The 26,404-nt window shown below is 44.8% G+C and carries 24 protein-coding genes, 1 tRNA gene and 1 pseudogene; 12 read left to right on the forward strand and 14 right to left on the reverse strand.

Annotated elements, in window-relative coordinates; genetic code table 11:
- Window positions 1–134: 134 nt before the first annotated feature.
- Window positions 135–1,418: a UDP-N-acetylmuramoyl-tripeptide--D-alanyl-D-alanine ligase gene (murF, locus tag B5G04_RS11335; protein ID WP_022039106.1), complete on the reverse strand. Its 1,284-nt coding sequence runs from the start codon at window positions 1,416–1,418 to the stop codon at window positions 135–137.
- A gap of 418 nt (window positions 1,419–1,836) precedes the next feature.
- On the opposite strand from murF, the gene B5G04_RS11340 reads away from it, so the two are divergent.
- Both B5G04_RS11340 and B5G04_RS11345 read left to right on the forward strand, forming a co-directional pair.
- Window positions 1,837–2,784 (forward strand): SPFH domain-containing protein, encoded by a 948-nt coding sequence (locus tag B5G04_RS11340; protein ID WP_087208547.1) that lies wholly within the window; start codon window positions 1,837–1,839, stop codon window positions 2,782–2,784.
- Between the two features lie 4 nt (window positions 2,785–2,788).
- Window positions 2,789–3,007: an Arc family DNA-binding protein gene (locus tag B5G04_RS11345; RefSeq protein ID WP_022039108.1), complete on the forward strand. Its 219-nt coding sequence runs from the start codon at window positions 2,789–2,791 to the stop codon at window positions 3,005–3,007.
- Between the two features lie 123 nt (window positions 3,008–3,130).
- Here the strand turns inward: B5G04_RS11345 and B5G04_RS11350 are convergent, their stop codons facing one another.
- The 6 genes and pseudogenes from B5G04_RS11350 to B5G04_RS11370 form a co-directional block, all read right to left on the reverse strand.
- On the reverse strand, window positions 3,131–3,418 hold the full coding sequence (locus B5G04_RS11350) for a transcriptional regulator (RefSeq protein WP_087208521.1): 288 nt from the start codon (window positions 3,416–3,418) through the stop codon (window positions 3,131–3,133).
- On the reverse strand, window positions 3,403–4,041 hold the full coding sequence (locus B5G04_RS11355; protein WP_022039110.1) for a hypothetical protein: 639 nt from the start codon (window positions 4,039–4,041) through the stop codon (window positions 3,403–3,405). The genes B5G04_RS11350 and B5G04_RS11355 overlap by 16 nt, the downstream gene beginning before the upstream one ends.
- Before the next feature lie 97 nt (window positions 4,042–4,138).
- Window positions 4,139–6,295 carry an outer membrane beta-barrel family protein gene (locus B5G04_RS11360; RefSeq protein ID WP_087397229.1) on the reverse strand — a complete coding sequence of 719 codons (2,157 nt, stop codon included), beginning with the start codon at window positions 6,293–6,295 and terminating at the stop codon, window positions 4,139–4,141.
- Window positions 6,292–6,669 (reverse strand): DUF2141 domain-containing protein, encoded by a 378-nt coding sequence (locus B5G04_RS11365; RefSeq protein ID WP_239414087.1) that lies wholly within the window; start codon window positions 6,667–6,669, stop codon window positions 6,292–6,294. The genes B5G04_RS11360 and B5G04_RS11365 overlap by 4 nt, the downstream gene beginning before the upstream one ends.
- Before the next feature lie 412 nt (window positions 6,670–7,081).
- Window positions 7,082–7,246: pseudogene (locus B5G04_RS20525) on the reverse strand (alpha/beta hydrolase); the annotation flags it as partial.
- A gap of 172 nt (window positions 7,247–7,418) precedes the next feature.
- Entirely contained in the window at window positions 7,419–8,117 is a 699-nt protein-coding gene (locus B5G04_RS11370; protein WP_087397233.1) for a dihydrofolate reductase family protein, read from the reverse strand.
- 494 nt (window positions 8,118–8,611) lie between these two features.
- Here B5G04_RS11370 and B5G04_RS11375 point away from each other — a divergent pair, with 494 nt between their 5' ends.
- Both B5G04_RS11375 and B5G04_RS11380 read left to right on the forward strand, forming a co-directional pair.
- Window positions 8,612–11,695, forward strand: a complete 3,084-nt coding sequence (locus B5G04_RS11375) for a TonB-dependent receptor (RefSeq protein ID WP_087208531.1) — start codon at window positions 8,612–8,614, stop codon at window positions 11,693–11,695.
- Window positions 11,696–11,714: 19 nt separating this feature from the next.
- Window positions 11,715–13,211, forward strand: coding sequence for a RagB/SusD family nutrient uptake outer membrane protein (locus B5G04_RS11380; protein WP_087397235.1), 1,497 nt, complete (start codon window positions 11,715–11,717; stop codon window positions 13,209–13,211).
- 11 nt (window positions 13,212–13,222) lie between these two features.
- Here the strand turns inward: B5G04_RS11380 and B5G04_RS11385 are convergent, their stop codons facing one another.
- Together B5G04_RS11385 and B5G04_RS11390 are read right to left on the reverse strand one after the other, a co-directional pair.
- Window positions 13,223–14,029, reverse strand: a complete 807-nt coding sequence (locus tag B5G04_RS11385; RefSeq protein ID WP_087397365.1) for an AraC family transcriptional regulator — start codon at window positions 14,027–14,029, stop codon at window positions 13,223–13,225.
- Between the two features lie 64 nt (window positions 14,030–14,093).
- Window positions 14,094–14,945: an endonuclease/exonuclease/phosphatase family protein gene (locus B5G04_RS11390; protein WP_140400064.1), complete on the reverse strand. Its 852-nt coding sequence runs from the start codon at window positions 14,943–14,945 to the stop codon at window positions 14,094–14,096.
- A 110-nt stretch (window positions 14,946–15,055) separates the two neighbouring features.
- Here B5G04_RS11390 and B5G04_RS11395 point away from each other — a divergent pair, with 110 nt between their 5' ends.
- Window positions 15,056–15,901 (forward strand): S1-like domain-containing RNA-binding protein, encoded by an 846-nt coding sequence (locus B5G04_RS11395; protein WP_087249546.1) that lies wholly within the window; start codon window positions 15,056–15,058, stop codon window positions 15,899–15,901.
- Between the two features lie 152 nt (window positions 15,902–16,053).
- Window positions 16,054–16,497, forward strand: a complete 444-nt coding sequence (locus B5G04_RS11400; RefSeq protein WP_022040089.1) for a tellurite resistance TerB family protein — start codon at window positions 16,054–16,056, stop codon at window positions 16,495–16,497.
- Window positions 16,498–16,608: 111 nt separating this feature from the next.
- On the opposite strand, the gene pfkA is transcribed toward B5G04_RS11400, so the two are convergent.
- From pfkA to cmk, 3 genes are all read right to left on the reverse strand, one after another.
- The gene (gene pfkA / locus B5G04_RS11405; protein WP_013619221.1) at window positions 16,609–17,589 is read right to left on the reverse strand and encodes a 6-phosphofructokinase; all 981 of its coding nucleotides are present in this window, start codon (window positions 17,587–17,589) and stop codon (window positions 16,609–16,611) included.
- Window positions 17,590–17,673: 84 nt separating this feature from the next.
- Window positions 17,674–18,570: a 4-hydroxy-3-methylbut-2-enyl diphosphate reductase gene (locus B5G04_RS11410; protein ID WP_087208537.1), complete on the reverse strand. Its 897-nt coding sequence runs from the start codon at window positions 18,568–18,570 to the stop codon at window positions 17,674–17,676.
- Entirely contained in the window at window positions 18,563–19,255 is a 693-nt protein-coding gene (gene cmk, locus B5G04_RS11415; protein WP_022040086.1) for a (d)CMP kinase, read from the reverse strand. Before cmk ends, B5G04_RS11410 begins: the two co-directional genes overlap by 8 nt.
- 139 nt (window positions 19,256–19,394) lie before the next feature.
- Here cmk and B5G04_RS11420 point away from each other — a divergent pair, with 139 nt between their 5' ends.
- The 4 genes from B5G04_RS11420 to B5G04_RS11435 all read left to right on the forward strand — a co-directional run bounded on the left by B5G04_RS11420 (window position 19,395) and on the right by B5G04_RS11435 (window position 22,221).
- Complete coding sequence (locus tag B5G04_RS11420; protein WP_022040085.1) at window positions 19,395–20,378, forward strand: polyprenyl synthetase family protein; 984 nt, start codon at window positions 19,395–19,397, stop codon at window positions 20,376–20,378.
- 23 nt (window positions 20,379–20,401) lie between these two features.
- Window positions 20,402–21,181, forward strand: coding sequence for a TatD family hydrolase (locus B5G04_RS11425; protein ID WP_087397237.1), 780 nt, complete (start codon window positions 20,402–20,404; stop codon window positions 21,179–21,181).
- A gap of 103 nt (window positions 21,182–21,284) precedes the next feature.
- Window positions 21,285–21,372: transfer RNA gene (locus B5G04_RS11430), tRNA-Ser, on the forward strand.
- A gap of 51 nt (window positions 21,373–21,423) precedes the next feature.
- On the forward strand, window positions 21,424–22,221 hold the full coding sequence (locus B5G04_RS11435; protein WP_022040083.1) for a MotA/TolQ/ExbB proton channel family protein: 798 nt from the start codon (window positions 21,424–21,426) through the stop codon (window positions 22,219–22,221).
- A 101-nt stretch (window positions 22,222–22,322) separates the two neighbouring features.
- On the opposite strand, the gene B5G04_RS11440 is transcribed toward B5G04_RS11435, so the two are convergent.
- Window positions 22,323–23,090 carry an ABC transporter ATP-binding protein gene (locus B5G04_RS11440; RefSeq protein ID WP_022040082.1) on the reverse strand — a complete coding sequence of 256 codons (768 nt, stop codon included), beginning with the start codon at window positions 23,088–23,090 and terminating at the stop codon, window positions 22,323–22,325.
- 13 nt (window positions 23,091–23,103) lie between these two features.
- Complete coding sequence (locus B5G04_RS11445) at window positions 23,104–23,844, reverse strand: ABC transporter permease (protein WP_022040081.1); 741 nt, start codon at window positions 23,842–23,844, stop codon at window positions 23,104–23,106.
- Between the two features lie 153 nt (window positions 23,845–23,997).
- On the opposite strand from B5G04_RS11445, the gene lptB reads away from it, so the two are divergent.
- Together lptB and tig are read left to right on the forward strand one after the other, a co-directional pair.
- Window positions 23,998–24,816 (forward strand): LPS export ABC transporter ATP-binding protein, encoded by an 819-nt coding sequence (gene lptB, locus B5G04_RS11450; protein WP_022040080.1) that lies wholly within the window; start codon window positions 23,998–24,000, stop codon window positions 24,814–24,816.
- A gap of 126 nt (window positions 24,817–24,942) precedes the next feature.
- Window positions 24,943–26,289, forward strand: coding sequence for a trigger factor (gene tig / locus B5G04_RS11455; RefSeq protein WP_087397239.1), 1,347 nt, complete (start codon window positions 24,943–24,945; stop codon window positions 26,287–26,289).
- Window positions 26,290–26,404: the final 115 nt, after the last annotated feature.

Here is a 26,404-nt window from a genome sequence, read left to right on the forward strand (position 1 = left end):
TATTGGCTCTAACTCCCTATAACTTCCTTTTAACTCCCTATAACTTCCTTATAACTCCCTATAACTTCCTTATAACTCCCTATAACTCCTGATTCACATGATTCAGGTTTTGCAGGTTAATGGCGGTTGAGCAATTATAAATAATCGGGAATCTGGCTCAATTTCATGCTGTTGGAACCTTTTATTAAAATGGTGTATCCTTCGGGCTTTTCCTGCTTCAAGGTTTCGATAAGTTGGTATACATCTTGATAATGTTCGTATCCGGAAGGTATAGCCGCAAATTCAGGACCCACCAGTACGATTCGCTCGAAAGGGCATGTCTTTAAATAGGTTATTACTTTTTGATGTTCCTCAATACTGGATTTGCCCAACTCTTTCATATCGCCCAAAATAACCATCCTGTGGGGAACCTGCATTTGCCGGAAATTTTCCAGTGCAGCGTGCATGCTGGTAGGGTTGGCATTATAGGCATCAATGATGAGGCGGTTTGAAGCGGTTTCTTTCAGTTCTGAACGGTTGTTTTGGGGAAGATAAGAGGCAATAGCCTTGCAAATATCTGTATCGGGAACTCCGAAATAACGTCCTATTGCTACTGCTGCCAATGCATTGTCCAGGTTATAGCTACCTATTAAATGGGTTTGTACTTCGTGTGAAATACCTTCCGATGTCCAGCAGAAGGAAAGATACGGAGAACACCCTGTTGTCTTTCCGCTTACAAACAGACCTGGAGCCTGTCCGTAACGTATGCAATGCAGTTGGCTGGCAATGTTGTTCAGATAAGGGTTCTCGTTTTGGATGAAGATGGTCGACCCGCTTTTCCCGCGTAAATAATCGTATAATTCTCCTTTTGTACGGATAACCCCTTCGAATGAGCCAAACCCCAATAAATGTGCCTTGCCTACATTGGTAATCAGTCCGTAGTCGGGTTCGGCTATATGTACCAAGGTCTTGATTTCTCCCGGATGATTGGCTCCCATCTCTACTACTGCCATTTCATGTTGGGGAGTAAGGCGCAATAAAGTCAGCGGAACTCCGATATGATTGTTCAGGTTTCCTTGAGTGAACAGGGTGTTGTATTTGCAACTCAGTACAGCAGATACCAATTCCTTGGTTGTGGTCTTTCCGTTTGTTCCGGTGATACCGAGTATCGGCGTTTTGAGTTGACGGCGGTGGTAGGTAGCCAAGCGTTGCAAGGTTGTCAGGCAATTGTCTACCAGGATACAATGTTCGCCTGCATATTCCGGTTCGTCTACTACGGCATAGCGGCACCCTTGTGCCAATGCCTGCGCTGCAAAGGCATTGCCGTTGAATGTTTCTCCTTTCAGGGCTACGAACATACTTCCTTGTGGGCAATGACGGCTGTCTGTCGTAATTCCTTTGCATGTCAGAAAAAGGCTATACAATTCTTCCAGTTCCATTTTTCTTTGTAATTAGATAATTTGATATCCGCATTTAGTCCAATTTGCTGTAGGAGCGTATTGCGGATATTCATTTAGATAATGTGGGCACAAATATATATATAATGAATGGGAAATAGGCAAGAACATTAAGAAACTGTTTCGGATTTCCATAAAAAATGTTCTTGGCGTGGTGTCTGATGGAACGCAGCTTCTAACTCTTGAATCGAATAAAAATAAATGAAGATTCATAAACAGCCAATGTAGGGGCGTATCGCATACGCCCGAATGCACCAACTTATCCATGTAGAGCTTTTTCAGAGCGTATGCGATATGCCCCCTGCAATCAATTTGAAAATATTCCTTTTACTCTTGTTTGTATCAATTCATTTATATATATTTGTGATATTAAAATAATATCAACTATAATGTCATGTTTATGGAAACAAAAGAAATGATTTTCAAAGGATTCAGGCTGAATGGATTTGCAATGTTATTCGTGCATCTGATTATCGTAAGTGCTGCTATTGTAGGCTGTTTTGTACAGGTATCCGAAGCGGGATATGCTATCGGCGTATTGCTTTTCCTTGTATGGTGTGTGCTGTTTGCCGGTTATATGCAATTGGAGCCTAATGAAGCACGTGCTATGGTGTTTTTCGGTAAATATAAAGGTACGTTTAAGGAAACCGGATTTTTCTGGGTCAATCCGTTTCTTGCCAAGAAAAAACTCTCGCTCCGTGCACGTAATCTCGATGTGGAACCCATTAAGGTCAATGATAAGATAGGAAATCCCATTCTTATCGGACTGGTGCTGGTATGGAAGCTGAAGGATACGTACAAGGCTATGTTTGAAATTGATTCGCAAACGATGGCGGCAAGTGGAAAAGAAGCTGCAGCCAATGCCGGCAATGCCATAGCCGGACGGATGAATGCTTTTGAGAATTTTGTGAAAATACAGAGTGATGCTGCATTGCGTCAGGTGGCGGGACAATATGCTTATGATGACAATGAAGGCGAGACAGGTGAACTGACTCTTCGTTCGGGAGGAGATGAAATCAACGAACAATTGGAACAGAAACTGAACGAACGGCTTGCAATGGCGGGTATGGAGGTTGTGGAAGCACGTATCAATTACCTTGCATATGCACCCGAAATTGCTGCCGTAATGCTTCGTCGCCAACAGGCTTCGGCAATTATCAGCGCACGCGAGAAGATAGTAGAAGGTGCTGTATCAATGGTTCATATGGCACTCGACAAGTTGGAAAAAGACCAGATAGTAGAACTGGACGATGACAAGAAGGCCGCTATGGTGAGTAATTTGCTGGTAGTGCTTTGTGCCGATGAGTCTGCCCAACCTGTTCTGAATACGGGTACGTTGAATCATTAATCCTATGGCAAAGAAAGAGAGTGCAACCAAAAGTTTCGTCTTGAGATTGGATGCGGATACAATGGAGGCTGTCGAGAAATGGGCAGCCGATGAGTTTCGTAGTACCAACGGGCAACTTCAGTGGATTATTACCGAAGCGTTGCGGAAGAGCGGCAGGTTGAAAAAAAGAAAACGTAGTGTGCAGCAGGAAGAAAATACAGCATCCGGAACCGCTGAGATATAGAAACTGTTTCAGTCTTCCTAAACATTAGAGATGATGTGCAATCGTCTCTACTATGATAAAGGGGACATGCCATGTCCCTAGGCATGCCCCTTTCAGACTTGTGCATATAGTTGCCTTCGCCGTTCATTCTAAGTGCAAATACACCTTCAGTGTATTGACGTACTCCTCAAAAGCGGCCCTTCCTTCGGGGGTGATGCGGCATGTGGTGCGTGGGCGTTTCCCTTCAAAGCCTTTTTCGATGGTGATATAACTTGCTCCCGCCAGCTTGTCGAGCTGTACGCTCAAATTGCCGGCGGTGGATTCGGTCTTCTCTTTCAGGTATACAAAGTCTGCCTCCTCTTTTACCATCAGGATAGACATCACGCCAAGTCTTAGCTGGGAATGCAGCAACGGATTCAGTTCTTTCGGCATAGCTTCTTGGCTTTACGGTTAATGATATGTCCGGGGATAATCATCATCAAGATAAAACAAAGGATGTACAAAGGTATCGCCCAAGTGATATAAATCGGTATGTCGCAGATGGCGCAGCTTGCCACGACTCCTCCCGCGGCTATACTGAACAACCCTCCGAATGTCAGACTTTGTTCACGGATGATAATCCCTTGCGCTATGCTTCCGAATCCGATAATGATGAAAGCGTATGCAAACATCAGTACCCAGCAGTTGTATCCGCAAAACATAAAAGCCATGCAAATAGCTGCAAACAAGCAGGCAATAATGCCTACGCTCTTCCAGATTCCGGCGGAAACCTTATCAACGTAGCTGGACGAATGTGGCTTTACGTTGGCTTCTTTCCTTTTTTGTTTTTGCGTAACCCCATACCCGATGAGGGGAATCAGGAACCAAAGCCAGTTGACTTGTGGGGTTTGAACCCATAAAAGCAGGGCATAGACAAGTATAGCCGTGCATACCGACACATATCCCCATAGTAACAACATATTCCCGTCGCCTACTTCCAATTTGTTTTTCGTCTCCTGAATCATGCGTGTGATGATTTCCAGACTTTCTTTTTCGTTTAATGTCTTTTCTTCCATAGTCTTAATAAAATGGTTTATGTTATAAACTTTATGCGGAAAAATAAAAGCAAGAAAACGAGGACTTGCTTTTGCTTGCAAATATAAAACGGTTTCATCAATCTGCCAAACGGTTCCGCTGGGAAAATTTGCCTTTTTCCACTTCCGTCTTTTTCGCTTGTTTCCCTTTTCCGAAGTTCCATGCGATTCCTATTTTCCATGTCCTCCCTTGCGAAGCTGTGTGGATATGTATGTCTCTCTCGTAGTCTTCCGTATGGCATGCATAGCCGGAAGAACGGTCGAACAGATTGTCTATGCCCAGCGTGAGTATCCATTTCCCTTGATTGAATTTTTTCTGCAAGCGGATGTCTGCCGTGTGATAGGGATTGATTTCGCTATTCCCCGAATGTAAGCGTGAAGTTCCGCTGTATTTCATTTCAAGTGAAAGATCCCAAGGCAGGAAGCATTCGGCTTGGGCGCGGATGAAATAAAGCCAATGGCTTTGCCGTTCCTCTTCGGGATTCATATAGATGTCTTGCCTGGATCCGATAAAATTGGCGGTAAGGTTTAGCCAGCCTGTGGGTTGCCAAGGAGCGGAAATTGCAACGAACCAATGATTTTCCCGATGGTGGTTTTCGTAGGTGACGTATGCGATGTCCGGATTTGCTTCGTCTTGCTTGGTAAACTCGCGAATCAGGTTTTTATGCAGATTGCCTCCTATGGTTAAGGTGTAGCGGTATTTGTAGATTAGCGTCAGGCTGAAGCGGTTGATGTAAGTAGGCTTCAGCCAAGGGTTTCCTATCTGGTAGCTATAGTCGGAGGTTTGTGTCCGGTTCGGGTTTAGTGCCGCGAATGCCGGGCGTTCGATGTACTTGCCATATTGTCCTGCCAGCATCCAGTGTTGGAGAGGGTCGAACGCATAGCTGACATCCATGTGCGGAAACCAGTCGAAATACCGTTGGTTTACGTTGTTTTCCCGGTTAGAGGTATGGGTATATTCCAACCGGAGTCCGGCTTTTACCGTCCATTTCCTTCGGGTAAATGTGTATTGTGCATACCAGGCGGCTATCTGTTCCCGGTAATCCCGTGTGTAACCGAAATCGGGCAGGGGCGTCCACGTGGTTCCGCTACGGAATCCTTCGTATGCCGAAGTGTTATCGGTATAGGTTTGTGTGTATTTGGCACCTGTTTGGAAAGATTTGCTATTCCATGACACATCTGCGTTGATAATCCGGTAATCGGCTTTTGTTTGCGACCGGTATAAAGTATCCTTTTTGTAATCCCCGGCTTGGCGCAGGATGTTGTAGCGGTTTTTTCCTTTTGCATGTTTGCCGGTATAGTCTGCCAATATTTTTAATGTCGAACAGGAATGTGACAGGCGGTGCTGGTAGCTGAAATTAACGGATGTCATGTCGTAATCAGATTTTTGGTGGTAATTCCCATGGCTATAGACCGTTTCATGTCTGTTGCTTATTGCGTCACGGCTATGCGACGGGTTATCGGATGAATGGCGGAAGTATTCCACTTCCAGTCCGAACGTATTCAGCGTGTCGGGCGAGAAGATGATGCCCGAGCGGAACGTCTCATAATCTGATGTTTGCTTTCGTGCTCCTGTGCTTTGAAACTGTTTGCCTGTTTGGCGATAGATGCGGTCTTCGTTCCAATCGCTTGCATCTTCCGGTTTCCAGGTTATGGAAGCGGAAGCGTACCAGTCCCATTTGTCCCAATGTGCATGCCAACTTCCGTTAGGCTGATATTGCTGGACGGAATGTCCTATTGTGGACATCAGCGAGAAATGCCCTTGCCAACCTTTCTGCTTGGGTTTTCTTAACAGGATATAGACAGTGCCGCCTTGAGTGTTTGCATCTTTTTCAGCTCCGGAGAAGGGAAGTATCTCGATGCGCTGGATGTCTGCCGATTGCAAGGACTGCAGGCGGAAGTGCAGAAGTTCTCCTTCCAGCCTCACTTCCTGTCCGTTGATATAGACTTTGGCTCCAGACGCTCCGTTGATGGAAATCCCTTTGTCGGAAAGCCATACACCGGGTGCTTCTTTCAACAATTCAATTCCGTTTTTTCCCGAGGATGGTGTCACTTGCATGATAAACCGGTCGGCATTCCGCTTGATTTTACTGCTTCTCACCGTTATCTCTGGCAGGTCGTAGGTTTTCAATGTAGCATGGATGCTGTCCGTCAATGCCTGTGGGGCGATAGGCATCGCATGTAGAAGTGCAATGCCTCCTGTATATAATAGGTAGAGAAAGACCAGGCGTTTCATCGTTCTAAAGGATTATCGAAATAAAACAATTTCAACTTACATGCATCTTCTTTTTTCTTCGGATGATGCTTTTCCCGTGCAAAACCTTCTACAGGTTTTCCCTGTTCGTCTGTATCTATTTGCCAATTTTCGTTTTCATCGTGAAAGACAGAAATGGTAAAGTGGTCCCAAGTCACTTCTTCTATTGTGATGGTCACCTCTCCCTTTTGTGCTTTTGCCATTCCGTAAACAGGTTTGTTTTGTCCGTCCGCTTGAAGCATGACCAAGATATTCCCGTTATCATTGCGGATATTGCCGATGGAGATAGAAAATCCTTTGGCTGAAGCAGATACAGACAAGCTTAACAGCGCGATTATAAAGCAGATTGTTTTCATAATCATTTATTGTTTTAAGTTGATAAATAAGTTTATAATATAAACCGAATACGTTAAATAAAAGCAAGAGTGCGCGCTTTCCCTTGCTTTTGTTTTGCAAATATAGAATAGTTTATTTTATAAACCAATAAAAGGAAATAATTTAACTTCTTTTTTTATTAGAGTCTTGCTTACATTATTTTATATGAACATCGGTATTTAGAAGAAACTGTTTTGAATTTCTACAAATAGTTTTTTGGGTTTGATGTGTTCGTTTCATGTGTTCACATGACTGCCTTGTTTGTAAGATTATTAATCTTCATGCCGAAAGATTATTAATCTTCACGCTGTAAGATTATTAATCTTACAAACGGTGCAGCTATATTGTGGTAGAACTGTTCGATTTTATCGAACGGGATTTTTCGCTGAATTAACGTGAGTGTGCTTTCTCGCCGTGGACAAGCAATACGGCATTGCGGATTTCACCGGCGTACGTCAGAATCGGCATGTTGAGGAACGAAAGTGAAGAAGTCTGATTCCATTCACCGTTCGAGTTGAGCGAACGTTTGTGGTAGCCGCGTTTGGTTTTGTAGTAAGCCTTGCTGTGGTCTACCTTGTCGCTCTGTGGGAATACTTTGTTCTACGTTTGTGTTAAATCAGTTTTTCTTCCATAAAGCTGTTAGAATTGATGGGATTATTCATAAGGCTGGAGGTGGCAAATAAGCCTGCCAGCAGGGTTGTATAAAGTCTTTTCAGTGGATGTTTCATGGTTAAGGCCTGCTTGGGTTTGTAGTGTCAATGACGTTATAGCGCAACCAGGCGGAGTTTTCACCGATGCGTTCCATACTTTTCAGTTTCAGAAGGGTGGTGGGGTAATTTTTATCATCAATGCCATCGAATACGGCGGTCATTCCTTTCCTTCCATCGATTCCGGCACCGATTACCAGACTTACTTCATCCAGCAGTCCGGCTTTCAGAAAGGCTCCGTTGATGTGTCCTCCTCCTACGATGGCAAGACGTTCTACGCCAAAATGTTCATTCAGCATCTTTACGGCTTGGGTCAAGTCAACTTTTTCTTTTCCGGTTGTTATCCACGAAATGTTTTGGCTGCATAAGGTGTCAAGATAGGTTTGCGCCACTTGTTCACTTGCGATGACGAGCATTGGTTTTCCGTCAATATTGTTGCCAGGCCATTTCAGCTTGCCTTTCGAGTCGAGTACGATGGAATATCCTTTTGCTTCCGTTGCCTTGTAAAACGAAGATTGGTTTGCCGGTTTCGGATTGTCGGTGTGAAAAGGTTCGGGTAAGGCAATGTGCATGGCCGCCGTTATACGTCCTGATAAATCGGAGTCGCAAGCCAGTTGCTCCAGTGCTTCGTAATATTCGTTTCCGCCAATGCGTTCCGTCATATCGCAGTCAATGCGTCCGTCTATGGATGCCATCATGTGGCAAATGATGTAAGGTTTCATGATGTTGATTCATTTTTTATGATTACAAAGACAAAGATAGGGCAGAACTTATTTAGTCTGATTGCTGAAAGGCTCAATTTATATTGTTGAAAAGTTCAAAATGAAAGATATGCTTTTTATAATATGATTGTCCGCATTTCACTAATAAGAAGTTATTTCAGGGAGTTAAAGGGAGTTAGAAGCCAATGCATTTACTAATGGAAATCCTAACAGAACTATTGTCCTTTAACTCCTGTGGGCGAAGCGAGCATAACTTCTTCTAACTCCTTTCATACCATTGACATTTTGCGGACATTCATTTTTTAATAGTGTGGCAATGTTGCACAGATTGTGGATTTTTTCTACAATAATATCTGCCGGTTTGATTTCCTTCTTTATTTTTTGCAATGGTAAAATGTTGTTGTTTAATGTGTTTTGATGAATCGGATGTGAAAAGCCAGTGTTTGGTATTTGTTTTGCAAGGGAAGTAGTGTATAGGCAAAAATTTATAACTTATGTCAAGAGAGAAAGTATTGTTTATTTTCATTGCCTTGTTTTTAGTGGGGCAGACGGTTGTCGCTCAAAACCGTACATTGCAAGGCATTATCACTTCGGCTGAAGACGGCGAACCCTTGATCGGGGCTGTCATCGCCATTAAAGGAAACGAAGCTCAAGGTACGATTACTGATATCAACGGGCATTATACGCTTGATGTGCCTTCTGAGACTCAGGCTTTGATTGTTTCGTATGTAGGTATGAAAACTCAGGAAGTCCGTATCCCTCATGGGCGTGACAAGTTGAATATCATTTTGCAGCCTGATAATCAGATGTTGCAGGAAGTCGTAGTGACAGGATATGGTAATTTTACCAAGTCGTCATTTACCGGTTCTGCCAATACCTTGCGGGCGGATATGATGAAAGACATTCCTGTTATGAATGTGGAGCAGAAACTGGAAGGGATGACTACCGGTGTGAACATTACCGGAAGTTCGGGGCAACCGGGTGCCAATCAAAGCATCCGTATCCGTGGTATGGGATCGTTTAACGCGTCGCAAGAACCCTTGTTCGTAATTGACGGCGTGCCGGTTACTTCCGGAAATTTAAGTACAGGAGGCTTTGACGCATCGTATATGAATAATTCGAAAACAAATATCATGAGCACGCTGAACCCTTCTGATATTGAAAACATAACGGTGATTAAAGATGCGGCTGCAGCTTCGCTTTACGGTTCGCGCGCGGCTAACGGCGTTATCTTGATTACCACCAAACGGGGGAAATTAGGCAGGACGCAAGTCACGCTGAATGTGTCGGGAGGATTCTCAAACTCTGCTGTCGATTTCCGGCCGACACTGAACGGTGACCAACGGCGTGAATTATTGTATGAGGGCTTGGTGAATTATGCTACAGACCAGGGGATGGAATCGCCCACGGAATATGCCGACGGGCTGATAGACAATTATGCTTCCATTCCTTCGATGGGATATACGGACTGGCGTAAGGAATTGCTTCGTACGGCTTCCCAGCAGCGCTATGAGGCATCGGTTTCGGGAGGAAGCGAACGCACGACATATTATGCTTCGTTGGGGTATGACAAGCAGGAAGGGCTTGCCAAGAACTCAAGCCTGAAACGTTATTCTGCCCGTCTGAACCTGACCCAAAAGGTTGGCAGGTATGGTGAAGTGGGAGCTAACATGATGTTCTCGCAGATGAACCAGGAATTGAACGAGGAACGTACTTCTGCCATAAATCCTTTCTTTGATGTGGCTGTGACGATGAATCCCTCAATGACTGTACGCGATGAGGAAGGCAATTATACGGGAGCTTATCCGGGGTCTTCATTGAATCCGTTGCGGGATATCTTGACCGACTACAACCGTACCCGCATGACTCGTATGTTCAGTACGGGATATGCCCAGATAGAACCCCTAAAGGGACTGAAGCTGAAGGAAACGTTGAGTTACGATTACAATATCCAGAAGGATGCCCGTTATTACAATCCGCTCAGTTCGGCGGGACCCAAAAGCGGGAGCGATGCCCGTACGGCGAAAGGGTTTATCGAATATGGACGGCTGAACTCGTCTACCTCTATCAATTATGTGCATACATTTGCGGACAAGCATAATCTGGATGTTCTGGCAGCCTATGAAGTAGAAAGTTATGAGACCGACCATGCCGTAGGCGAGGCGTTCGGTTTGCCTTCCGGAATATTGACAGAACCGGACAATGCCGCCTCATTGAGCGACTTTATGTCATCGACGCAAGCTTATCGGATGATTTCGTATTTGTCGCGCCTGAATTATAATTATGATGACCGCTACTATGTGGCAGGAAGTTTCCGCCGGGACGGAAGCTCGCGCCTTTCGCCGGATAACCGTTGGGGGAATTTCTGGTCTGTGTCGGGCATGTGGAACATCGGCAACGAATCGTTCATGCAGCCTGTGCGCCATATTTTGAGTGACTTGAAAATACGTGCATCCTATGGTGTGAACGGAAACCAGCCGAATTCGTTATACGGATATATGGGTTTGTATTCGTATGGGCAGAACTATATCGGCAATGCGGGCTCGTATGAATCGTCCCAGCCGAATTCGAACTTGAAGTGGGAAAAGAACTATAACTTGAATATCGGATTGGATTTGTCTTTCATTAACCGTATCTTTATCAGTCTGGAATATTATAACCGCGACACGAAAGACTTGCTGTATAATTTGCCAATCAGTTCTACAACCGGTTTTACCAGTTACCTTGCCAATGTGGGACAATTGAACAATAAAGGGGTGGAATTGGAATTGCGTACCTTGAACTTTTCTTCGAACGGTTTTAACTGGACTACCATTTTCAACTTGAGCCATAACCGGAATAAGATTGTATCGCTGAACGGCGAGCTGGAGCAGTCTATCGAAGGCACGTGGTTCATTCATAAGGTAGGCCTGCCGTATCATACGTTTTATGTAAAGGAGTACGCCGGTGTGGATCCGCAGACCGGACAGGCGCAATATTACTTGAATACCACCAATGAAGACGGAAGCCTGAACCGTTCGCTTACGACGGATGCAAATGCAGCTCAAGCCATCGCTTATAAGGGAGCGGAGCCGAAGGTGTCGGGCGGTTTGACCAACCAATTCCGTTATCGGGACTTTGATTTGAGCTTTACCTTGACTTATTCGTTGGGAGGATATTCTTTCGATAAAGCCGGAACTTATATTGAAAACGGGACAACAGGAATTTATGGGAACGAAACCGGAAGTACGGGTTATAACTTGTCCGTTTATACGCTCAACCGTTGGACGAAGCCCGGTGATGTGACCGATGTGCCGCGTTTTGTCTATGGAGAAGCGGCTGGACCGCAAAACTCTTCACGTTATATTCACAGTACCGACCATTTGCGGTTGAAGAGCTTGACTTTCGGTTATACTTTGCCCGAACGTTGGACACAAAAGGTATTGCTGCAGAATGCGCGTGTTTATTTTTCCGGAAGCAATTTGCTGACATGGGCGAAATGGAAATATTACGATCCGGAAACTCCGGTGAATGGCGAGGTGTTCTGTGAAGCTCCGACTATGCGCACATTCAGTTTTGGTGTACAATTAACTTTCTAATTCAATGGATAGAAACAGTATGAAACGAGTTATTTTATATATAGGAATGATGGCGGCTTCGTTGGCAGCAACTTCTTGTTCAGATAGTTGGCTTGATTTGAATCCGTCTACTTCGGTCACGACAGACCAGGCTTTGTCTACACTGACTGATATTGAAACTGCTTTGAACGGAGTCTATCGTGAGACTTCCTTGCATAGCTATTATGGCGACAATTACTGGTATTACGGAGATTGCCGTGCCATGGATGTACAGGCGCGGGTTACCAAAGGAGACGGACGGCGTGTGTCTCCTTATTACGAGTACAATGTCCAGGCTACCGATAACCTGAACATTACTCTGCCTTGGCAACAGCCTTATATTGTCATCCGTCAGGCGAACAATATTCTTCAGCGTATTGAGGAAGGAGGCATTGAAGGAGCTGTCGATGAAGATTTGGCAAGCATCAAGGCTGAAGCATTGGTCTTGCGTGGGTTGGCATTGTTCAATTTGACACGTTTCTTCGGCATGCCTTATATGTATGATAACGGTGCGTCTCTGGGCGTACCTATTGTTACGTCTCCTACTGATCCGACTTCGGCTCCTGCCCGTAATACGGTTGCTGAATGTTACGGACAGGTTGTAGCGGATTTTACGGAGGCTTTGCCTGACCTGACGCGTGAGAAAGCGGACGGATATGTCAATTATTGGGCGGCACAGGCTTTGCTTTCACGTGTTTATCTGGATATGGGAGAGTATCAGGCGGCATGGGATGCTGCGACGGATGTCATCGAGAATAATGGAGGGCTTTATCATCTTTATACGCAGAGTGAATATGCTGCTGTATGGGGACAGGATTTCCAGTCCGAATCACTTTTCGAACTGTATATAACGATGACCGAACCTGCGGGAGGAACAGGAGGTGAAGGCGCTCCGATGGTTTATGCCAATGAAGCGACTTTCGACTGGAACAACTTGATATTGACTGAAGACTACTTAGACTTGCTGGAACAGGACCCTGACGATGTGCGTCATAGTGTGACAGTTGCTTCTGTTACGCCCAACAATGGCGGATTGCCTGAAGCGGCACGAGACCGGAAAGTGTTTCTTACGAAGTTTCCCGGAAAGACCGGCAATCCGCAAGACAATGACATCTGTATCATCCGTCTTTCCGAAGTCTATCTGAATGCTGCAGAGGCTGGCTTCCATTTAGGAGGCTCGTATGCAGAAACGGGGCGTACTTACCTGAATGATTTAATCAGCCAGCGTACGCCGAATACCGGTATGCAGGTCTCGACTGCAGGTTTTACCATTGACCGCATCTTGGAAGAAGTGCGCCGGGAACTGGTAGGAGAGGGGCAAGTGTTTTTTGATTTCCTGCGCAACGGCAAGCCTATTGTGCGCAACAAGGGCTGGCACTTGGTGACGTTGGATACCTCTGACGCATGGACTATCCAGCCCAATGACCTTCGTATTGCTTTGCCTATCCCGCAAACCGAAATAGATGCCAATCCGAATATGGTGCAGAATCCCCGTTAAAGGGCGTACGGTTACAAAGCCGTAGGGGATACGCCATACATTTTCTTGAAAGCAGACGAAAAATGAGACTGGTTCTTGAAGCCGACCTCCGTATATACATCGGCTATTTTTCGTCTGCCTTCTTTCATTAAGTCGTATGCTGCTTCCAGCCGTTTCCGTATCAGCCATTTCTCCGGAGTAAGGTCACTCACTTTCTTAAAGTCACGTTTAAAGGTGGCAAGGCTTCTGCCTGTATAATGTGCCAGTTCTTCCATCGTGAACTCGTACATATAGTTTTTGTTCATGAAATCAAGAATGTCTATTTTCCAGGGCTCATTGAAATCGAAAAGTGTAGGAGCAAAACGCTTGTCGATATGGAGCAAGGCAAGCAATCCTTCCTGCAGTTTGAGTTGCATAAGGTCGTCTTGCGGTTTTACATCGGGGTCGAAATAAGGAGTCATGGAGGCGAAAAGGCTGGTGATTTCCGCTGTCTTGGGCAGTTTGATGACTCCCGAATCCAATTTAGGAGTATTTGCCGGTGCTTTGTATTGTTCGGATTTGGTGTACATCTCTTTTAAAAAGTTGCGGGTAAACATCAGGAAAATACCGCAATATTTTTCGCCATTGGCTGTCCGTTTATACATTGTGATATGATGGTCGCGAGGGATAAATACGCATTCGCCTTTGCCCACGTGTATTTGTTCTTTGCCGTTATCGAGCAACATTTCCCCCGAATAAACATAATTCATGGCAAATTCACGGGAGCGGTGAATGCATCCGCTGGTATCATCGTAGAAGAAGCTGAAGAAAATGTTGTTGTAGTTGAATATCATTTTCATCGGGCCGGTAAGGTCTTCCGTTTGATTTTGTTGTTTCATGTCACTTAGTCTTTTGTATATATTGTTATAATATAAGGTGTACGATTTGCGGATTGTGGTCGGACAGGAATTTGCTTCCCGGTGCCGCTTCTTTCGGAATGAAACTGTCGAGTACTTTTATTTGCGGGGTGACAAAGATAAAGTCTATTTTCTCGCATTGCTCCGAAGGAATTTGCCCGAAGTTGTGGAAAGTGTAGTCCACTCCCGTCTGTTTGCCGGCAATCTTAGCCGCGTCTTTCAGTACGAATGCGTTGGAGGTAATGGTGCGGTAAGCTTCCGATTGGTCGTTTACGTTGAAGTCGCCCGTCAGTACTGCGGGGCGGTCGCCTACTATTTCTTTTATTTTCCGGATAATCAGCAAGGCGCCTTCCCGTCGGGCAGTAACACCGACATGGTCAAAATGTGTGTTGACTGCCATAAAGATTTTTCCGCTTTGCTTGTCTTTCATTTTCGCCCAGGTTGCAATGCGTGTGCAGGCTCCGTCCCATCCGATAAACCCTATGCTGTCAGGATATTGTGAAAGCCAGAATGTGTTGCTGTCTAATACTTCGAATCTGTCTTCCTTATATAATATAGGAGCATATTCGCCTTTGGTTTTCCCGTCATCGCGTCCTACTCCGATAGATTTATAGCCCGGAAGGCGCTGCAGCAGGTCTTCCAATTGGTTGTGCAGCACTTCTTGCATGCCTACGATGTCCATGTCTTGTGCCTGGATGAACCGTGTGACGGTGTCTTTGCGGAATTGCCAGTTGTTCGATTGGTCGGCAGGGTTATCATACCGGATGTTGAATGTCGCCCAAGTAATCGTTTGCGCCTGGCAGGGTAAGGAGAAGAATGCCGATGTGATAACGGCAATGGCTAAAAAAAGTCTTTTCATAATCTTTATAATGGTTTGATAGGTTGGTTTTATACGGGATGTTCCTTATATCCGGCTAAGATACGAAATATATGGAAAAAACTTTCTATCTTTGTAACAAAAATATTTTTATGAGTCATATACGGTTAGGAAAATACAATCAGTTAGAGGTTGTGAAGGAGGTAGATTTCGGTGTGTATCTGGATGGTGGGGAAGACGGGGAAATCTTGTTGCCAAAACGCTATGTTCCACAAGGTTGCGTTCCAGGTGATGTCTTGAATGTTTTCATTTATCTGGATATGGAAGAGCGGCTGATAGCTACCACACTCCAACCTTATGTACAGGTAGGAGAGTTTGCTTGCCTGGAAGTGGCGTGGGTCAATCAGTTTGGTGCTTTTTTGGACTGGGGGTTGATGAAAGACCTGTTTGTCCCTTATCGGGAACAGAAGACAAAGATGGTGAAGGGTGGTAAGTATATTGTTTATGTATACATAGATGAGGAAAGTTACCGTATTGCCGCTTCTGCCAAAGTGGAGCATTTCTTGTCGAAAGAACATCCGGTATATGAAGCCGGTGAAGAAGTGGATGCGTTGGTATGGCAACGTACGGATTTAGGTTATAAAGTCATTGTGGATAATAAATTCAGCGGGATGTTATATCACAACGAGGTGTTCCAGCCATTGAGTCCGGGAAAACGTGTCCTGGCTTATATCAGGCAGGTACGTGAAGACGGAAAGATTGATTTGGCTTTGCAGAAAGCAGGATTTGAAAAGATAGACGACTTTGCGGAGACCTTGCTTCAATATATTGAGGCACAAGGCGGATTTACACCGATGAACGATAAGACCGATGCCGCTGTGATTTACAATACATTCGGGGTAAGTAAGAAAACATTTAAAAAGGCGGTCGGCGATTTATACAAGAAACGTCTGATTGTCTTGGAAAAAGAAGGCATTCGTCTTGTTCCTCAGGATTAAAGAAGCGAGGAAGGTGATAAGAAATCTAAAACATTAAATATGTGTTAAATAATAGGAGGTAAAACAACCTTCTTTAATTTTTTACTACCTTTGAGAATAAAGCTGCATAGCTTGCTAAATAAACTTATTATTAACTTTTAAATTCTTGTATTATGGGACTGTTTGACAAAATTTTCCAAGCAACTCCGGAAGAAACAAAGCTGACACAGCAAGAGGCTTTTGCGGGAATAGCTGTAGCTTTGGCTGGTGCGGACGGAAATATTGCTACTTCTGAATGGGATGGCATCGTTAATTATATCCGTCGGTTAAGGATATACGATAACTTCTCAGGTCCGGCTTTTGATAAATTATTTGATAAACTCTTTACTATTTTGAAGAAAGATGGTGCGGCTGCATTGGTGAAAGCTTCTGCAGAAGGCTTGTCTGATGATTTGAAACTGACAGCATTTGCTTGTGCGGTAGATATTGCTTTGGCAGATGGCGTTTTGGAGGAGGAAGAGAAGTCGATTATTAATCAGTTGGCAGAGGTTTTGCAGATACCTGTGCAGACAGCGGTCTCTATTATCGAAGTCATGATTATCAAGAATAAAGTATGATATAATTTAAGAGGCATAGACGAATAATAGTCTCAAAACATGAAATGGCATGATTTCTTAAATCTTTGTCACCCTTGTTTTGAGACTATTTTGTTCTCTGTAAATGAAAGTTTAGATGGACAATTCATGCAATACATTGACTAATTCACGGTCAATGGGCTTGTCGTTTTTAATGGCTTTGCTGAACGGCACATATACGATTTGGTCGTTTTCGATACCGATCATTACATTGCGCTGACCTTCCATGAGCGCTTGGATACTTGCCACTCCCATACGGCTGGCGATGATACGGTCATGTGCCGTGGGGCTTCCTCCGCGTTGCAAGTGCCCTAAGATAGTGACACGTACGTCATATTGCGGATATTCGTTCTTTACGCGTTCGGCATAATGCATGGCTCCGCCAGTGATTTCACTCTCTGCAACGAGCACAATGGAACTGCTCTTTGACTTGCGGAATCCGTTTTTGATGAATTCCTCCAGTTGGTCGACTTCTGTATTGAATTCGGGGATGATTGCAGCTTCAGCTCCTGCGGCAATAGCGCCATTCAAGGCAAGGAATCCGGCATCACGTCCCATTACTTCTACGAAGAAGAGACGTTCGTGTGAGGTGGCTGTATCACGAATCTTATCCACTGCATCCAGAATGGTGTTCAGTGCGGTGTCATAACCGATGGTTGTATCTGTGCCATACAGGTCATTGTCGATGGTTCCGGGCAGGCCGATACACGGAATGTCGTATTCTTGGGCCAGCAAGCGTGCTCCCGTCAGCGAACCGTCCCCTCCGATGACAATCAAGGCATCGATTTCTTCACGTTGCATCGTTTCGTATGCAATCTTACGTCCTTCCGGGGTCTTGAATTCCTGGCAACGTGCTGTTTTCAGGATTGTTCCTCCCTGTTGGATGATGTTGCTTACGTTTTGCGTTTTGAATTCTTGAATTTCTCCTGTAATCAATCCCTTGTATCCTCTGTAAATGCCTTTTACTCTCAAGCCGTTATAGATAGCAGAGCGTGTTACGGCACGGATGGCTGCGTTCATACCTGGGGCGTCTCCTCCCGAAGTCAGAATACCAATACATTTAATAGTTCCCATAAAATTGTTATTCGTTATATAGTGATACTGCAAAGGTATCAAAAAACTAGTTTACAAGCAAATAAATATTTCCATTTTTTGACATTATCCGGGCTGTCGGTTGAGTGACAAAATGGTTTCTTTACAGGCTTCCATCAGCCACTTAGGGGTAGAGGTCGCTCCACAAATGCCGATTGAACGTGCCTGTTGTAACAAGTTGCGGTCTATTTCTTCAGGTTGGTCTATCTGGTAAGAGTTGGGGTTTACTTTGCGGCATTCTTGGTAAAGTATTTTTCCATTCGAGCTTTTATGTCCGCAAACGAAAAATACCAAGTCGTGGGCTGCAGCAAAACGGCGTATTTCTGGCATGCGGTTTGCTACTTGCCGGCAGATGGTATCGTAAAACTGGAACGTGACATGAGGGGCAATATGTGCTTGGATATAAGCAACGATTTCTCTGAATTCGTCCAGGGATTTTGTAGTTTGTGAATAGAGCCGGATGTCTTTGTTGAAATCCAGTTGTTTGGCTTCTTCCAGATTCTCAATTACGATAGCTTCACCATTGGTTTGTCCTACCAGTCCTAAAACTTCCGCGTGTCCGTTTTTCCCGAAAATGACTATTTGTTTTTTTCGTCCTTCAGGGGCAGGGGTGTCATATTCTTGCTTGATACGCTTCTGAAGCCGTAATACGACGGGGCAAGTGGCATCGATGATTTCGATGTGTTTTCGCCGAGCCAGTTCGTATGTAGAGGGAGGTTCGCCGTGTGCCCGTAGTAAGACTTTTACTTCTTCCAGTGTGCCGAATTTCTCATGGTCTATGGTAAGGAGCCCGAGCCTTTTCAGGCGTTCGCATTCTTGTCCGTTGTGGACGATGTCTCCCAGGCAATACAGAGGAGCACCTTTAGACAATTCTTCTTCGGCTTTCTGGATAGCAGTAGTCACACCGAAACAGAAGCCTGAACTTTCGTCTATTTCTATTTGGGGGGATGTCTTGTTATTCATAGACTACACGTTTGAATTGATCCAACAACCAGTCTTTCTGTTCGCTGAGTGTCAGATTGCTGTTGTCCAGTAAGATAGCATCTTCAGCTTTTCGTAAGGGGCTTACGGTACGGGTCTGGTCAATACGGTCGCGTTCTTCTACATTGTGCAGGATATCTTCGAATGAAGCTTTCTGTCCTTTGGCGCACAACTCATCGTAGCGGCGTTTGGCACGGATTTGGGGTGAAGCTGTGACAAAAATCTTCAGTTCGGCATCGGGGAATACGGCGGTGCCGATATCGCGTCCGTCCATTACAATGCCTTTGTCTTTGCCCATGTCTTGCTGTTGGCGCACCAAAGCATGGCGCACGAAATCAAGTGCTGACACAGGGCTGACTTTTGAGGACACTTCAAGTGTACGTATCTGTTCTTCTACATCTTTTCCGTTTAAGAAGGTGTGCAGGCGCTGGGTGGCTGTGTCTATGCGAAACGTAATGTGTATCTCGTCCATGTGTTGTCTGAGGGCTTCGGTCCGGATGTTTCCGTCCGGGTCGAATAAGTCATGTTCGATGCAATATAGGGTTACGGCACGATACATGGCACCGCTGTCGATATAGATATAGCCGATTTCTTTTGCCAAGTCTTTTGCCATAGTGCTTTTTCCGCACGACGAAAAACCGTCGATGGCGATGACTATTTTTTTCATACGTTGTTTCGTTTTTATGGTTTGCGCTTCAAAGATACACATTTTTGTTAGATTTCTTTTCTTTCTTGACAACCCTTTAAAGATTTCTGTTATATTTGCAGTACGGAGTATTCCGGAGCATTATTTATACCAAAGAATTATGAAACAATTGACCACGAAAGAAATGCAAGGGCTTTTCCATGTGTATATGGAAAAACTGGCTTATATGCGCGACCCGAAAGGTTTGTACGAACCGATAGAATATGTACTTGCCATTGGCGGAAAACGTATCCGTCCATTGTTGTTGCTATTGGCATACAACTTATATAAGGAAGATGTGGAGGCTGTATTTTCGCAGGCTGCTGCACTGGAGACATATCATAATTTTACTCTTTTGCATGATGATTTGATGGATAAGGCAGACAAGCGGAGAGGGAAGCCGACGGTACATAAGCGTTGGAATGAAAATACGGCAATTCTCTCGGGCGATGCCATGATTATCTTGGCTTATCAGTTCTTGATGAAAGATTGTCCTACGCAGTATGTCAAACCGGTAATGGAAGTATTTTCGCAAACGGCACTGGAAGTTTGCGAGGGGCAGCAATGGGATATGGAATTCGAGCACCGTAATGATGTGTCGGTAGATGAATACATTGAGATGATACGCTTGAAGACTTCGGTGTTGTTGGCGGGTTCGTTGAAGATAGGGGCGATTTTAGGAGGTGCATCCGAGGAAGATGCCCGGAAGTTGTATGACTTCGGCATCCAGATCGGCTTGGCTTTCCAATTGCAGGATGACTATTTGGATGTGTATGGCGATCCGAAAGTCTTTGGTAAGAATATCGGGGGAGACATTCTTTGCAACAAGAAAACCTTTATGCTGATTACGGCTTTCGAGCAAGCTGATGCCGGAACCCGTACCGAACTGATGCACTGGATTACTGCCGGAGATTATATGCCTGAACAAAAGATAGCTGCTGTGACGGCTATATATAATAAGGAGAAAATCGGAGAACTGTGCCAGAAGAAGATAGAAGATTATTACGGGCAAGGGATGCGTTTATTGGAACAGGTGCAGGTTCCGCAGGAGAACAAGCGGCATCTGTTGGATTTTGTAGTCGGTCTGATGCACCGTAACCTGTAACCGGATAAATGAAAGGAGGGGTTATGGTTCATTTGATAGATACACACACACACTTGTTTGTCGAAGAGTTTGACGGAGACCGCGAACTGGCATTGATTCGTGCCCGTGAAGCAGGAGTGACACGTTTGTTTATGCCCAACATTGATGATGCATCGGTAGAGCAGATGCTGGCTTTGTGCGACGAACATGAAGGATGTTATCCGATGATTGGATTGCATCCCACATCGGTAGATGCTGATTGGAAAATCCGTCTGGAGCGTGTAGAACGGTGGTTGCATTCAGACTGGAGGTTTTATGGTATCGGAGAGGTGGGGCTTGACTTGTATTGGGACAAGACTTACCTGAAAGAGCAGGTAGAGGTGTTGCACAGACAGATAGAATGGGCATTGACGTATGGTTTGCCGTTGGTCATCCATTGCCGTGCCGCCTGTTCCGAATTGTTGGAAGTGCTTTCGCGGTATGACAAAAAGAGTCTGACAGGTATTTTCCATAGTTTTACAGGTACAGAGGAAGAGGCGCTCCGCTTGTTGGATTATCCCGGTTTTATGTTGGGGATAAATGGCGTTGTGACATTCAAGAAGAGTACCTTACCGGCTGTATTGGCATCGTCGGTGCCATTAGAGCGTTTGGTGCTGGAGACCGACTCGCCTTATTTGGCTCCGGTGCCTTATCGGGGAAAGCGGAACGAAAGTGCATTTATTGTGAAAGTAGCAGAGAGGTTGTCTGAGATTTATGGAGTCCCGATGGCTGGAATAGCCTCTGTGACATCAGCAAACGCACTGAAAGTTTTTAAAATATATTAAATTCATCTTTGCTGGAAGACTTTTGTACGCCAAATCTTAGGCAAAACCAAAAATAAAGAATACTTTTGCACACGAATTTCTAAGATACGGTCATAAGAGTCAAGGAGAGATGCTCGAGTGGTTGAAGAGGCACGCCTGGAAAGCGTGTATACGTCAAAAGCGTATCACGGGTTCGAATCCCGTTCTCTCCGCAGCAAGGTAAGATTTATCAGGTCTTATATGAATCTTTAAACAAATCCAAGATGAAGAAGTTTTTTGCATTTTTCGCGGTGGCAGGTATTCTGTCATTGGGAATGGTTCATTCTGCAAGGGCTCAAGATGCAGATATTAGCAAGGGATTCGAACAAGCGGAAGAGTATGAGGTGATGGACAAGGACACAGTTGAGACCGCTGGGCAAAGAGGTGTGCCCGGAGTTCTGACCTCAGGATGGAAAGAAGGAGATTCTGGCTTGATGTCATTGGTCGGCATTGCTTTCGTATTAGGCTTGGCTTGTTGCGTAGAGCGTATCCTGTCGTTGGGCTTGGCGGATATCGATATCCGGAAATTGATGGAAAAAGTAGCGTCTGCATTGGAAAAAGGTGATGTGGAAGGAGCTACGAATCTTTGTCATAACACGCGTGGACCAGTAGCGGCTGTTTGTTATCACGGCTTGTCGAGAATCGATGAGGACTCGGATGTGGTAGAACGGATGGTCGTTTCTTATCGGGAAGTACAATCGGGTAATCTGAAGAAAAGGTGCTTGTGGATAAGGATGTTTATTGTCACGACGTTGGCGTTAGGCGTATTGGGCACAGTAATTGGTATGGCTATGGCTTTTGATTCTCTTTGCTATACCGGTGGATTTTCGGTATCGGATATGGCGGGGAATATACGTACGGCTCTGTTTCCTATGATATTTGCTTTGGTTGCGGCCATTGTGCTTTATGTGTTTTACATTTACATCCAGAATCGGATTGCAACAATGGAGAACCGGATGAAGGAAGCCTCTTTGACATTCCTTGACTTGGTGATGAAATACAACTGGAAGTATAAAAGATGATATGGGCGGATATAGGTCCGTATGCTTATGAACCTATGTTCATCAGCGGGCGAAGATAAGTTCGTGGGCTGATGAACATAGGTTCATTTCTTTTGCAAAGGTTATTTTACTTTCGAGGCCTCTTCGGTCTTCACTTTCCGAAGCAGGTCGGAAGCAAAGATGAAATTGTTCAGCCGTTCGTTTGTGGCACTGAATACCTGGTCTTTGTTGCCTTCCCATTCCTTGTGCCCTTGGTAAATGTAAAGGATGCTATCGCCGATACCTAATACCGAGTTCATGTCATGGGTGTTGATGATGGTGGTCATATTGTATTCTGTGGTAATGTCGTGTACCAGCTCGTCAATTACCAGCGATGTCTTCGGGTCCAGTCCGGAGTTGGGTTCGTCACAAAACAGGTATTGGGGCTGAAGAGCAATGGCACGGGCGATTGCCACACGTTTCTGCATACCTCCACTTATTTCGCCGGGATATTTCTTTTGGGCATCAAGCAGGTTGACCCGGTCCAGACAAAACTGGGCACGTTTGACCCGCTCGTTGTAATTCTTGTTGGAAAACATGTCGAGGGGAAACATCACGTTTTCCAGTACGGTGAGCGAATCGAACAAAGCTGCACTTTGGAAAATCATCCCCATTTCTCTGCGCAATGATTTTTTTTCTTTCTTGTCCATTGTGAGAAAGTTACGCCCGTCGTATAATACTTCACCTTTATTGGGAGCGAGCAGTCCTACCAGGCATTTCATCAGCACGGTTTTTCCCGAGCCACTCTGTCCGATAATCAGGTTGGTTTTCCCGTTTTCGAAAGTGAAGCTGATGTCTTCCAGCACATTCTTGTCTTCGAAAGATTTGTATATTGATTTTATTTCTATCATGATTGGTTTCGCTTTAGCTGAGTAATTGGGTTAGAATCAGGTCGGAAAACAGAATCAGTACGCTGCTCGATACTACAGCGTCGGTACTTGCTTTACCCACTGCTATGGAACCGCCTTCGACTGTATATCCAAAGAAAGCCGAAACGCTGGCGATGATGAAAGCAAAGAACAACGACTTGATGAAACTGCACCACACATACCATTCCACGAAACTGTACTGGATACCATATTCCAGGTCGGTGGCATTCATGATGCCGGCAAACCAGGCAGTACAGAAGGCTCCGATAATGCCCGCAAAGATGCTGAATACCACCAGAAGGGGAATCATGGTCATCAGTCCGATTATTTTAGGGAGAATCAGGTACGATGCCGAATTTACGCCCATGATGTCGAGTGCATCTATCTGTTGGGTGACGCGCATGGTTCCCAGTTCGGATGCAATGTTCGAGCCCACCTTTCCGGCAAGAATCAAACACATGATGGAGGAGGAAAATTCCAGCAACAAGATTTCACGGGTCGTATAGCCGACCACGAAACGTGGCATCCAAGGGCTTTCTATATTGAGCTTGATTTGGATGCAGATGACTGCGCCGATGAAAAAGGAAATCAGCAGGACGATTCCGATGGAATTGATGCCCAGCTGTGCCATTTCGTTGACGTATTGTTTGAAATACATCCTGAACCGTTCAGGACGGGCGAATACCCTGCCCATCAGCATGATGTATTTTCCGAAGTTTGAAATTGGCTTTACCATATCTTATTCAAGTCTGATTTTAGTGCAAAAGTACGGTTTTTTAGCTATATTATAATAAAAGGGAAGAGGAAATTAGGGCGAATGACCACATAACCCAAGTTTTTTACTACTTTTGCCGAAGATTTTTATCACGCAAACGAATTTTAGAGCAATATGGCAGAACAGGAAAACCAGCAACAGGCTACAGGCAATTTCGAGCTTCCGGCTGACGGACGTATGGTGCTTCGTACTGAGAATTTGGTGAAGAAGTATGGCAAGCGTACCGTGGTGAGCCACGTTTCCATTAATGTGAAGCAAGGGGAAATCGTGGGGCTTCTGGGACCGAACGGGGCAGGGAAGACCACTTCTTTTTATATGACGACGGGACTGATTGTGCCCAATGAGGGACATATTTACTTGAACGACCAGGATATAACCAGCTATCCGGTGTACAAGCGTGCGCAGAACGGTATCGGTTATCTGGCGCAGGAAGCTTCCGTATTCAGGAAGATGAGCGTGGAAGACAATATCGCTTCAGTATTGGAGCTGACCAAGACTTCAAAAGAGTATCAGAAGGAAAAGCTGGAAAGTCTTATAGCCGAATTTCGTCTGCAGAAGGTCCGGAAGAACTTGGGGGACCAGTTGTCAGGGGGAGAGCGTCGGCGTACGGAAATAGCCCGATGCTTAGCCATCGACCCTAAGTTTATCATGTTGGACGAGCCTTTTGCCGGAGTCGACCCTATTGCTGTAGAAGACATCCAGCATATTGTATGGAGATTGAAAGATAAGAACATCGGCATTCTGATTACCGACCATAATGTGCAGGAAACATTGAGCATTACTGACCGGGCTTACCTGTTGTTCGAAGGTAAAATCTTGTTTCAAGGCACACCCGAGGAACTGGCGGCCAACAAGATTGTGCGTGAGAAATATTTGAGTAACAGTTTTGTGCTCCGCCGGAAAGATTTTCAGATGAGAGATATACGCGAATAGCATTATCTGCCAGGTGTTTTGTGAAATTTTACGTTGACTTTTTGGTTATTGTAAGATTAAACACTATTTTTGCAACCTCAAAAATTGAATAGGAAATATAGTAGTAATTAAAACAATAAGTCGGAAATGAATATTTCATTGCAAAATGTAGACAAGGTGAGCGCGGTGCTTACCGTTCAGATTGAAAAAGCTGACTATCAGGAAAAAGTAGAAAAAACATTGAAAAAGCTTCGTCAGAACGTGAATATGCCGGGATTTCGCAAAGGCATGGTTCCGATGACATTGCTCAAGAAGCAGTATGGTACGTCAGTATTGGTAGAGGAAGTTGACAAATTGATGCAGGAAAAGGTGAACGAATATATTCGTGAAAATAAAGTGGATATGTTGGGCGCTCCGCTTCCCAAAGAAAGCAATGTAGATTTTGCCAATGACGAAAACTTTGAATTCTCTTTCGATATTGCCTTGGCTCCCGAATTTACAGTAGATTTGTCGGCTGCTGATACCATTGATTATTACGACATCAATGTCACAGACGAGATGGTAGACCAACAGGTGAAGTTGTATACTCAGCGTACGGCCAAATATGAAAAGGTGGAAGACTATCAGGACAATGATTTGTTGAAAGGTTTGCTTGCCGAATTGGATGAAAACGGAAATACCAAAGAAGGCGGCATTCAGGTAGAAGGTGCAGTAATGATGCCTACTTATATGAAGAATGATGACCAGAAGGCTGTATTCAACGGTGCGAAGGTGAATACTGTGTTGGTGTTCAACCCGTCTGTTGCTTTCGACAACAATGAAGCCGAATTGTCGTCACTTTTGAAAATCAAGAAAGAAGAAGTGGGTGCACATACCGGCAATTTCAGCTTCCAGATAGAAGAGATTACACGTATGATTCCGGGAGACTTGAATCAGGAACTGTTCGATCAGGTTTTGGGTGAAGGCAAGGTGCATAGTGAAGAGGAATTCCGTGCACAAATCAAGGAAACCATTGCCAAGCAATACGAAGCAGACAGTGATTATAAATTCTTGATTGATGTGCGCTCGTATGTATCCGGAAAAATCGGAAAATTGAAGTTCGCTGATGAGTTGATGAAGCGCATCATGCTGGAAAACAACAAGGATAAAGGCGAAGAGTTCGTTTCAGAACACTATGAGAAGAGCCTGGAAGAACTGACTTGGCACCTGATTAAGGAAAAACTGGTGGCTGCCAACGGAATTAAAATAGAACAGGCAGATATTAACGAAATGGCCAAGGAAGCTACTCGTGCTCAATTTGCCCAGTATGGCATGATCAATGTTCCGGATGAACTGCTGGATAACTATTCGAAGGAAATGTTGAAGAAACGCGAAAGTGTGGAAGCTTTGGTAAACCGTGCTGTGGAAAGCAAGCTGGCAGAAGCATTGAAAGCACAGGTTACATTAAACCACAAGGCCGTTTCGGCAGAAGAATTCAATAAGATGTTTGAGTGATTTCCTTCCTGTGGTGAAGGCGAATTGCTAAAACTTGCTAAAAGAGGAGCTTTTAATTTGGCATTCCGTTAAGTGAGTGGAAGTTTTTGTACTTTTGCCCAAGCGGAAAGAAGAG

It is taken from the genome of Bacteroides sp. An51A (assembly GCF_002161565.1).
GTDB lineage: Bacteria > Bacteroidota > Bacteroidia > Bacteroidales > Bacteroidaceae > Phocaeicola > Phocaeicola intestinalis.